This is a genomic window from Algoriphagus lutimaris (assembly GCF_017051705.1).
Classification (GTDB): domain Bacteria; phylum Bacteroidota; class Bacteroidia; order Cytophagales; family Cyclobacteriaceae; genus Algoriphagus; species Algoriphagus lutimaris.
The window spans coordinates 183075-194748 of record NZ_JAFIDJ010000003.1; the positions used below are offsets into that span (position 1 = coordinate 183075).

General features: G+C 38.9%; 7 protein-coding genes. 5 read left to right on the plus strand and 2 right to left on the minus strand.

Annotated features, from left to right (window positions below):
- The first annotated feature begins 37 nt into the window (after positions 1-37).
- The 4 genes from JYB62_RS18140 (at position 38) to bla (ending at position 8724) form a co-directional block, all read left to right on the plus strand.
- Entirely contained in the window at positions 38-2701 is a 2664-nt protein-coding gene (locus JYB62_RS18140) for a DUF7133 domain-containing protein (protein ID WP_205646816.1), read from the plus strand.
- A 203-nt stretch (positions 2702-2904) separates the two neighbouring features.
- On the plus strand, positions 2905-4689 hold the full coding sequence (locus JYB62_RS18145; RefSeq protein WP_205646817.1) for a hypothetical protein: 1785 nt from the start codon (positions 2905-2907) through the stop codon (positions 4687-4689).
- A gap of 165 nt (positions 4690-4854) precedes the next feature.
- Positions 4855-7863, plus strand: a complete 3009-nt coding sequence (locus JYB62_RS18150; RefSeq protein WP_205646818.1) for a PVC-type heme-binding CxxCH protein — start codon at positions 4855-4857, stop codon at positions 7861-7863.
- Between the two features lie 102 nt (positions 7864-7965).
- The gene (bla, locus tag JYB62_RS18155; protein WP_205646819.1) at positions 7966-8724 is read left to right on the plus strand and encodes a subclass B1 metallo-beta-lactamase; all 759 of its coding nucleotides are present in this window, start codon (positions 7966-7968) and stop codon (positions 8722-8724) included.
- 80 nt (positions 8725-8804) lie between these two features.
- Here the strand turns inward: bla and JYB62_RS18160 are convergent, their stop codons facing one another.
- Together JYB62_RS18160 and JYB62_RS18165 are read right to left on the minus strand one after the other, a co-directional pair.
- On the minus strand, positions 8805-9917 hold the full coding sequence (locus JYB62_RS18160) for an endo-1,4-beta-xylanase (RefSeq protein ID WP_205646820.1): 1113 nt from the start codon (positions 9915-9917) through the stop codon (positions 8805-8807).
- A 52-nt stretch (positions 9918-9969) separates the two neighbouring features.
- Positions 9970-10509: a hypothetical protein gene (locus tag JYB62_RS18165; protein WP_205646821.1), complete on the minus strand. Its 540-nt coding sequence runs from the start codon at positions 10507-10509 to the stop codon at positions 9970-9972.
- A gap of 513 nt (positions 10510-11022) precedes the next feature.
- Here JYB62_RS18165 and JYB62_RS18170 point away from each other — a divergent pair.
- Positions 11023-11622: a hypothetical protein gene (locus JYB62_RS18170; protein WP_205646822.1), complete on the plus strand. Its 600-nt coding sequence runs from the start codon at positions 11023-11025 to the stop codon at positions 11620-11622.
- The last annotated feature ends 52 nt before the right edge of the window (positions 11623-11674 follow it).

Below are 11674 nucleotides of genomic sequence, written 5' to 3' on the forward strand. Positions count from 1 at the left end.
CCTAATTTCAATATTTAAACCTAACCCAGATTTTAGCATGTCTAAAATAAAGACCCCCCTATTGAGCGTCCTAGCTCTTGGGCTGCTTTTTAGTTGTAATAAATACAAACCTGCCACCACAGTGGATAATGAGGAACTGAAAGCCTATTTCAGCCCTACCAATTTCGACCCCAACAATATCCCTGCTGACAGCACCGTGTTGGACATGTCCAATATTGCAGGGCCAGATATCGTACCAAGTCCTGCTTGCTTGGCAGTATTGCCAACTGGAGAAGTTTTCGTGGGTGTGGATATGATGGGTTCATTAGGAAAAGAACCTGGTAAAGGAAGTATTGTCAAGCTAGTTGATTCAGATAATGATGGTGTTTATGAAACCGTGACTGAGTTCGCAAAAACAGACAATCCTCGTGGTATCATGCCTGTTGGGGATCAGGTTTTTGTCTTGCATACAGTATTCAACGAATCCACCGGTGAAGCCGAACGAATGGATTTGGTAGAATTTGTAGATAAAGATCATGATGGAATTGCGGATGGACCTGCTAATCCCTTAATCAAAAATATTTGTTCCCCAGCATCCTTGAGAAGCAGAGGGACGGACCACGCCACCAATGGTATCAGAATGGGTATTGATGGATGGATCTATGTTGCGGTGGGCGACTTTGGTTTCCATGAAGCAGAAGATAGAAGCGGTAAAAAGATGACCATGCTTGGGGGCGGGATCGTGAGAGTACGACCTGACGGAACAGAGATGGAAGTGTATGCGCACGGTACCAGAAATATTTACGATGTGGCCATTGACCCATTTATGAATATTTATACTAGAGGAAATACAAATGATGGTGGTGGATGGAACATTCGCTTTATCCATTATGTGCAAAGTGGTGAGTATGGCTATCCTAGCTTATTCAAAAACTTTACAGACGAAATCATTCCTGCATTAGCTGATCTAGGAGGTGGTTCAGGAACCGGTTCCTACTTCATGGATGATGACCGTTGGCCAGCGGAATTCAATCATGTACCGATGATGGCTGATTGGGGTAGAAGCCAACTTTTCATCCACAGAGTGACCATGGATGGCCCAGGTTTCACCCAGCAAGATGAACGATTTATCAAGCTTTCACAGATCACTGATGTGGATGTAGATGGTTCGGGAAGAATGTTCATGGCGGCATGGGATGGCGCTGGCTATAAAGGAAGCCCTGAAAAAGGATATGTAGTGAAAGTAGTTCCTAAAGATTGGACCTACGAAGCATTTCCTGATTTGAAAGCTGCCTCAGTCGCTGAACTTGGAGAATTGTTGAAAGCAGGCAATTCTGTAACTCGTTTCCATGCGCAGCAAGAGCTTTTAAAAAGACCTTTGGAAGAAGCAGCCATGGAAGCTTTGAAAATCGCGCAAGACAAATCCCTACCGCTTCAAAACCGTGTGGCTGGTATTTTCACTTATGCCCAGGCGGCATGTGTAAACGGGGCAGAAGAATTATTGAAGCTTAGCGAAGAAGATAAAATCCGCGAATTCGCATTAAGAGCCCTGACTGATAGAAAGTCATGTTTGAGCTCTGTACCAGAGGAACCGTTCCTCGCTGCGGTGCATGATGCTAACCCAAGAGTACAAGTGGCAGCAATTGTAGGTTTAGGCAGATTAGGCAAGAAAGATGCAGCGAAAACATTGCTCGAAATTGCTGTTCCTGCTTCTGCCAAAATACCTCAACCAGGAATAGAAGGTCCACATGCTACCCCAAATTCAGATATTATCTTGTCACACTTGGCTGTGAAGTCTTTGGTAGAACTAGACGCAGTGGACGAAACGGTAGATGCCATCAAAACAAACTCAAAATTGGCGCTTTGGGCCTTAAGATACATGCATGATTCGAAGGCCATAGAAGGCTTGATGGATGCTTATGAAGGTTCAAATGACCAAGAATTAAAAGATGAAATCCTAAGCACTTTAGCTAGACTTTATATGGAAGAAGCTCCCTATGATGGCAGCTGGTGGTGGAGTACTAGACCTGACACACATGGTCCTTATTATAAAGGAATTACTTGGGAATCTTCTGATAAAATCAAAACCTTCCTGATTCAGGAATTTGAAAAGTCTAACCCTTCCAAAAAGAATTTCTTTGCAGGATTAAATGATCGAAATAGAATGGAAATCTCTGAACTAGGCACAGTGTCGGAGGAAGTAATTGTCGAAGAAAACGCACAAGTAGACTTTGAAGCTATCAAAAACAAAAAAGGTCAGGTAGGAGAATCTTCTATCGAAGACGTGATTTTAGCTGTCGCGGCTGTCAAAGGTGATCCAGTAAAAGGAAAAGCATTGTTCACTAGCCAAGGCTGTATTGCATGTCATAGCGTCGAAAAAGGTGAGGTGATGAAAGGTCCGTTTATGGGACAAATTGGTTCGATCATGAATCGTGATCAGATCACTGAATCCATCATGAAACCAAATGCATCAATTTCGCAAGGATTTGCTTCCTTTATGATTGACACCAAAGATGGGGAAACTTATATGGGCTTTATCACTGCTGAATCTGCAGATGAATTAACTCTTAGAGATATTACAGGAAAGGCAACGACCATCATAAAGAATAATATCAGAAGTAGAAAAGAGATGGAAAATTCAATTATGCCAGCTGGTCTGGCCAATTCACTTTCTTTTGAGGAATTAGCTTCTTTGGTAACTTATCTTCAGCAGCAAAAATAAACTTCAAGTTTATTTCACTTTTAAAGGTCTCAATAGCAAGAGCTAATTGAGACCTTTTTTATTTCCTTGAGGATATTTCTTCAATACTACTATTGAAAAACATGATTTAAATCACATCTGACGCTGATTAATGGCACCCCCTTATCACACCATTACAGGAGATTTCCTTGGTATTTTTGAACCTAAATTTTATTGGAAATAATATGAATCAAGCTATCTCTCCTCATTCTTTTCATATTCCTGTGATGGGATTAGGATTTACTGTGGACAGTCCGATCAAAGTTGCCAAGTTTGGTATCTCCAGTGTCATTTCCATCATGGATGACCATCTTTTGGAAGATATGAGAAGAATTTATTCTGAAAAATTCGATCTTCCCTATTCTCCTATTTCCGAAAAAGAAGATGACTTCAAAGCCAAAAGAACAACCGCATTTTTAGACCTGACCCAATTGCTGGTGGATAAACAAATCCAGGAAATCAAAAATGCTATTCCCGAGAAAGGCCAATTATTCCAAAATTACATCGATCTACTTCCTGAAGCCCATCCTTTGAAGTACTTAGCTCAGGAATTAATGCATCAAGACTTTACCTCTCAACAGGTAGAAACCATACAATCTATGATTCTTCCAGGAGCAATTGATGTTAACATCATGACCAAGGTAGACAAGATGAATTATGACCAAAACGGTGATTTGCTTCCAAGGGAATTCTCAGATGCTTTGGCAGCTTTAAGAGGTTTTGCTAACAGTAAATTATCTAGCTCCGTGATTTTTTCTGCTGGACTTAATCCAGCACTCTATAGCTATGCAGAGCAATTTGATTGCTTTTTTCCTACGCCTGAACAACCAAATTCAAAAAGTATTATTCTAAAAGTTTCTGATTACAGATCGGCCTTGATACAAGGTAAATTTCTAGCTAAAAAAGGGCTTTGGGTTTCTGAATTTAGGATTGAATCAGGATTAAATTGCGGAGGTCATGCATTTGCCACAGACGGGTTATTGGTCGGTCCTATTTTAGAAGAATTCAAAGCCAACAAAAAAGAACTGCAATCCTCATTGATGGAGGTTTACGAAAAAGCCCTGGAAGCAAAAGGAATAAGCTTACAACAAACACCTGGCATAAAAATCACTTATCAAGGAGGAATTGGAACATCCAAAGAGGATAGTTTCTTGAGAAATTATTATCAATTAGATGGAACAGGTTGGGGAAGCCCATTTTTATTGGTTCCTGAGGCAACCTCAGTCGATGAAGACACGCTTCAAAGAATCTTAAAAGCGAAAAAATCTGACTTTTACCTGAGCAATGCATCACCACTTGGAGTTCCTTTCAACAATCTAAAAACCAGCAGTGGAGAAGACCAACGCAAAGAAAGATTGGAGCGAAATAGACCTGGAAGCCCTTGTTATAAAAAGTTCTTGTCCTTTAGTACAGAGTTTACCGAGAAACCTATTTGCACTGCTTCCAGACAATACCAAAATCTGAAAAGTAAGCAATTTCATAATGGTGAAATTTCAGAAAAAGAATGGAATGAAGTAGCTGAAAAAGACTGTTTGTGTGAAGGCTTAAGTGCTCCTGCTATTTTATCAAACGGGTCCACTCCAAGGAGAAACCTAAATGCAGTGACTATTTGTCCTGGCCCTAACCTTGCATACTTCAAAGGCACCTTTAGCTTAAAAGAAATGGCCTCTCATATCTACGGAAAATTAAGCCTTAATCTGGATTCAGAAAGACCTCATGTATTTGTGAAAGAAGCCCAATTGTATGTCAGCCATTTGAAAAAGGAATTTCAAAATCTCATCGCTAGTCCTTCCAGCAAGCAAGAAAATTACCTAGATAAGTTTCAAAAAAATCTAGACCAAGGAATTGAGTATTACCAACACTTAATCCAAACTGTACAGCTAGATTCAGAAGAAATGCTTGAAAAAATGAAAGTTCAATTAAAAAACCTTCAGCAGGAACTCAGTGTATTAAAACCCACAGTAGCCTAATTGAATATCATATCCCTGTTTACCTTAAACAGGGATATTTTTTCACTATATTTTTTTTCATAACCTTCTAAAAACCTGCAAGTAGATTGGCTAACCTACCTAAAAATTCTACTTTAGAAGTTGGATTAGATTTAATCCAAAAAGATGCCCATATACCTATTCAAAATGAAAAGACCTATTTATTGCATCCTGTTTGCAGGGAGTCTTATTTTTTCTTGCTCAAAGACACAAAATTCCAAACTTACAGATGCCCAATACGCTCAATTGACGGAAGAAGAAAAAAGATCTTATGAACACGCCCTCGATGGCATTGTGGTAGAAGATGAGCGACTCGGGTTGACTTTATTTGCTTCTGAACCCATGATGATCAACCCTACCAATATGGATGTAGATGATCGTGGAAGAGTTTGGATCACGGAAGCCTATAATTATAGATCCCACTTAAACCCTAGAAACCCGACCAAAGAAGAAGGGGACCGAATTTTAATCATGACAGACACCAATGGAGATGGTGTGGCAGACGAATCAAAAGTGTTTTACCAAGGAAATGACATCAATGCCGCATTAGGGATTGCTGTATTGGGAGAGAAAGTTTACGTTTCTGTTAGTCCTTATGTTTATGTTTTTACTGATTCGAATGGAGATGATGTGCCCGAGAAAAAAGAAATCCTATTTGAAGGAGTAGGTGGAGTTCAACATGATCATGGAATCCATGCTTTCACCTTTGGGCCAGATGGCAAACTCTATTTCAACTATGGAAATGAAGGAAAAGGTATTCATTATGCAGATGGCTCACCGATTTTGGACCCACTTAGAAGACCGGTAAATAGTAAAACACACCCCTACCGTGAAGGAATGGTTTTCAGAATGAATCCTGACGGTACAGATGTAGAAGTTTTGGCCTGGAACTTTCGAAATAACTACGAAGTAGCAGTGGATAGTTATGGAAGAATGTGGCAGTCAGATAATGATGATGATGGAAACAGAGGGACTAGAATAAATTACGTGATGGATTACGGGAATTATGGGTTCAAAGATGAAATGACTGGTGCAGATTGGAGAACCCGTCGAATCAACATGGAAGACTCTATTCCTCTCCAACATTGGCATTTAAATGACCCTGGAGTAGTTCCCAATATGCTTCAAACCTACGCAGGTTCTCCAACAGGAATTCTCGTATATGAAGGTGATTTATTGCCAGAAGAATATCAAAACCAACTTATTCACTCCGATGCCGGCCCAAACATAGTAAGAGCATATATCCCCTCCCCTGATGGTGCTGGATTTTCAGCGACAATCAAAAATTTAATGGATGGCAATTCAAGAGACAACTGGTTTAGACCTTCTGATGTAACCGTAGCACCTGATGGTTCCCTATTTATATCAGATTGGTACGATCCAGGAGTAGGTGGTCATGCCATGGGAGATCAGGAAAGAGGAAGAGTTTATCGACTGGCACCACATGGAGTGGATTATAATCTGCCTAAACATAATTATAACAGCATCGAATCTTTAATTTTCCTTCTTCAAAACCCAAATAGGGCTACTCATTTCAAAGCATTTATGGCCTTGATAGAAAAAGGGGAAGAGGCGAAAGAAGCATTGGAAAAATTATATACCAATGGGGATTCCAGAATGCGAGCAAGAGCATTCTGGGTGTTGACTAAATTTCCAGGGGGAAACAATTTCATTCAATTAGCTTCTACAGATCCGGATCCAACTATCCGTGTAGCAGCTGTTAGGGCCTCAAGAATCAATCAGCTTAACGATCCTGATTTCTTAGTAGGAATGGCTGAAGATAATGATATTCAAGTAAGAAGAGAGGTGGCTTTGGCTATTCGCTATCAAAATAATGAGGATGTTTGGCTTAAACTTGCTAATTCATATCAGTCTGGAGATCGCTGGTTTTTGGAAGCATTGGGAATTGCCGCTGATGGATTCTGGGACGAATATTTAAATGCTTACTTAGAAAATAAAGAGGATTCTTGGATGAAAATCCCTGAGGCAACAGATATAGTATGGAGATCTAGAAGTAGCCAAACTCCTGAATTGTTAGGAAAAATTATTCTCTCACAACCTGGGAGAAATAATCAGCGCTACTATAGAGCCTTGGACTTTCAAGATCCAACTAGTAAAACCAGAGTATTGAAATCTCTATTAGCCTCTGCACCTGAAGAAGACCAGCTAATTATCTTAAGACAAATCAATTTTGACCCTAAATCTCCTGACCGAGAACTTCTTGCTTTAGCAAAGAAAACCTCAGGAGACATCGTTGATGATCGCGACTTTCTGGATATCCTCAGCAAATATGGGATAACAGACCAAAAAGAGAGATTGAAATCCCTGGTCTATCAATCCAACAACAACCGACATTCTCAAATGGCGGCAAATATTTATGCATCGCTTTATGGATTGGATGATATCAAAAAGGAGTTTGACAATGGAGATCAGGTAAAAATCAGCTCCGCAATAGAGAAGTTTGGAACCATAGACAACGAAAACATGGCCAAACTATTAGCTCAATATTATACCGATGAATCCAAGCCCATAGAAATTAGAACGGCTGCAATGGAATCTGCAAAAGGATACAATTCCGAACCTTATTTGATGGAATTGGCTAAGGCGGGAAAAATACCTTCGGATGTTCTGCCGATTGCCCAGAAAATTCTGCTTTCCTCATGGAATGGAAATCTTCGGGCGGAGGCCAATGAATTGTTTGGAAATGCTGCTGGATCGGAATATGATATGGCCAAATTAGTTGCCTCAGACGGATCAATTGAAAATGGAAAAACAATAGCTTCCAATTATTGTGTGGCCTGTCATAAAATAGGAAACGAAGGAATTGATTTTGGCCCAGGTTTATCCGAAATTGGAGATAAGCTTTCTAAAGAGGGACTTTTCAATGCCATCATTAATCCTTCTGAAGGAATGGGTTTTGGCTATGAAACCCAACTAGTAAAAATGAAAGATGGAACTGAATTCACTTGCATCGTCAATTCCAAGACGGAAAATGACCTGATTGTAAAATTGGTGGGTAGCAATGAACAAAAAATTTATAAGCTGGCTGAGGTAGAAAGTGTCTCCCAATTGGATGAATCATTGATGCCAAAATTCCCACTATCTGAAACAGAATTAGTAGACTTGGTTAGTTACCTGGAAACATTGCGGAAATAAGTTTCCAAAAAACGGTTTTCAAATCCCAGTTTATAAAAATAGGCTGGGATTTTGTTTTGGAATAATCGATTCAATTCAAATCCGTGTCAATCTTACACCACTATGAAAACGCTACTTTTTAGCTTCTTCTTTTTCGCACTCTTTGAAATAAGCAGCGGACAAAGCCAAGAGAAAAACTTTATTTACGAATCCGAGACGCTACAGATCGAACAGATCGCACCCCATACTTTCGTCCATACCAGTTACCTCAACACAGATGATTTTGGAAAGGTGTCCTGTAATGGAATGATGGTGATTAACCAAAATGAAGCCTTAGTATTCGACACGCCAGCTAATGGAGAAGCAAGCGATGAATTAATCAACTGGTTAGAAAATGAGCAAAAAGTAAAAGTAAAAGCGGTAGTTGCTACTCATTTTCATTGGGATTGTCTGGGAGGACTTAATGAGTTTCATAACAAAGGAATTCCTTCTTATGCATCCGAAAAAAACATCGAATTGGCAAAAAAAGCTGCTTATCCTATCCCAGAAAATGGCTTTAAGAATAAATTAAAACTTCAGGTTGGAAATCAGAAAGTCACCAATCAATACCTTGGAGAAGGTCATACAAAGGACAACTTTGTTGCCTACGTTCCTTCGGATCAAGTCATCTTTGGAGGATGCATGATCAAAACCCTTGGAGCAGGGAATGGAAATTTGGAAGATGCTAATGTTCCTTCATGGCCTGAAACAGTAAAGAAAGTTAAAAGCACATTCCCGAAAACTCAGATTGTCATTCCAGGCCATGGCAAAATCGGAGGAGTTGAATTGCTGGATTATACCATTGAACTTTTCTCGAAAAAAATCACGACTACGGATAAATAAAAAACATGAAAGGACTCAATTTTTCTTCTAATCTTTAGGTAATTACATTTTGGGCAGATATGGAAGCATAGTAAACAAAATCAGTGTTCAACAGCCTTTTTGATACCATTGTATACATCCTCTTTCAATTTCATATCTCTATCAAATGGTAAGGGATAATTGGTTCTACCACGCACCGGAAAATTATTCAACCAGGATCTACCATCATACAATCCCCAAAAAGTAACCCGACTGATTTTATCCTTGTGCTTTTCAAATAACTTGAACAGTTCCTCATATCGTTTCGCAAGTTGCGCCTTTCCTTCCGGTGTGATCCCTTCTTTGTAGGGATTGAATTTAGGAGAATTAGCATAATTGATAGTTAAATCTGCCCCTTCGGAATTTCTTGGTCTAGGCAATACATCCACATCTAATTCGGTAATTGCTACTTGAAAACCAGCCTCGGAAATCTCTAAAATTCCTTTTTCAATTTCTTCAATGGATGGTCCATTTACAGTATAATGACCTTGCATTCCAATGGCATCAATTTGAATTCCCTCCGCTTTCATTTCATTTGCAAAATCGAGAATTCCCTTTCGCTTGGAAGCTTTCCAAACATTGTAATCATTGTAATAAAGTTCGGCTTTCGGATCTACTTCATGCGCCTTCCTAAATGCAGCTTTGATAAAATCCTTCCCGGCAATTTCATACCATTTAGATTGTCTGAAAGAGCCATCTTCATTAAAAGCCTCATTGACCACATCCCACCCTTTTATCTTTCCCTTGTATCGACCCATTACTATTTCGATATGCGATTCCATTCGGCTGATCAAAGCATCTTTGCCCAGTGATACCCCAGACTCGCTTTCAAAAACCCACTCCGGAATCTGCTGATGCCAAACCAAGCAATGCCCAATGGTAAAAGCTCCAAGTTTTTCTCCTAATGCCACATATTCATCTCCAAACTGGAAGTTATACGTATCAGATTGGGGGTGAACCAAAGCCCATTTCAATCCATTTTCAGGACTTAAGCTATTAAAATGGGAACTAATCAAGCCAAACTCTTGAGTTGCCTCGGGAGCAACCTGCCGAGAATTCAATGCTACTCCTATATAAAAGCTATCTTTAAAAATATCTTTCAAACCTTGCTCATTGGGCTTTTGAGATGTCAAAAGCATAGCCATTGCTAAAAAAACAAAGGTATTTTTAATCATGGTTTAATAGGTTTAATGTTTTTTTAAAATCTTGGTTCACAAATCCTACCACCTAAGATCCACTACCCTTAAATTGGTCTTCTTTGTAAGCAAAGAGCACATTGAATGTCGTCAAAGAACCATAGCAACGAGTGATGTATTGCTGTAAATGTACCCGGTCTTCATCATCCAATTTAGGATGATTATTGATGTTTTGTTCTAATACCCGTAGTTTCTCCCTGACCATCACAATTTTATGAAAGAAAGTAGCCATTGGAATCTCTTTGGCCTGGAGGTTTTTATCATTAGGTTCAAAAACCACATTTCCACCCATCCATTTTCCTCCTAGAGGGACAATAGGAGCTCGTTCCGAAGTTTGAATCAAAGCCTCTCGAATGGCTTTTTCCACATCCTTCATAGTCAACATTGGAAAATCAGGAACTTTCGCTTCTTCTACGGTAAACCCATCATACTCCCTTGCCAAAGTTTTAACTTCTTCTGTGTTGTAAAAATAGATTTTGTAATAGGTTTCATCCACTGATAAAATCATTCCTGTTCCAAACTTAGGATGATTGAGTTTACTTCCTGGAGCTAGTTCACTTGCTAATGCCATATTTTAAAAGATTTAGGAAATCAAAATAATGATTTTAGAAGAATTAGTCAGGTGGAAAAATTACAAACGGCGAAGAAAAAAATCCTTCGTCGTATTTTAGGCTCGTCTATGGAAAAGTAGATCAAAACCGATTTAAACATTCGTTAATCCCACTTCCTTTCTTGCTTTCGTTTGTCCTCTTTTATCCTTTTTCTTCCTCCCCCACCAAATCAAAAACTTATCACTGGCAAGGAAGCAATGATCACACTCAGTTCGATTCCAATGCTCAAGACTTCTCCTGAACAGAATTGTTTACGTTGGTTTGATCAGTCATGACTCGTTTACTTATGTGAGATTGTAATAACTTGCTGTTGCTACAATTTATCCTCCAGTAAATTGGTTTTGAATCCAAATTCATATTGATTGGTATTTTCAGGATCAAAAACCAAACTTCCTCTCCATCAATCTTTTATCATTTTAAAGCACTCCTCACTAACAAACACTATATTTATTAGAAGGATGACATTGACTTCCATGAAAAGAATACCCTACTACCTCATTCAAGGAATTTCCATTTTTCTCGGCTTTACTTTTTGGGGAGCCGGAATGGCAAAACTTTATCATGAACACCAGTTTTTTGGATGGATTGGTCCAGTTTGGTTAATTGATGAATTAGCAAAATATGGTCTGGGGTTATATGGGGTCTTTATTGCCTATTGCCAAATTATTATTGGGTATCTTTTAGTAACCACACGCTATAAACTTTTGGGTAGCATCATGATGATTCCTATGATCGGTAACATATTGATGATTACTATTTCATTGAATTGGAAAGGGACTCCATTGGTTTTAGCATTTTTACTGTTGATGGATTTAATTTTATTGGTCCAATACAAAGATTTTTTTCGCCCTATAATTGATGAGGGCAATACCCGATATGATGTGAAAAAGAGACCGCAAAAAACCCGGGTTGGACATTTAGTTTGGCTAGCAGGTTTAGCCTTACAAATTATCTCTATTCAGATTTCTTATTTCAATTGGATCTTAGCTTGTACGGTAGTCATTATAGGACTGGTGTTGTCATATTTGAGTTTTAAAACAGACCAAAACACAAGCAAAACCACGAAAATGTAATGCATTCATTTTTAAATACTAAGTCAAAATATCATGAAAATTCAGCCTAATT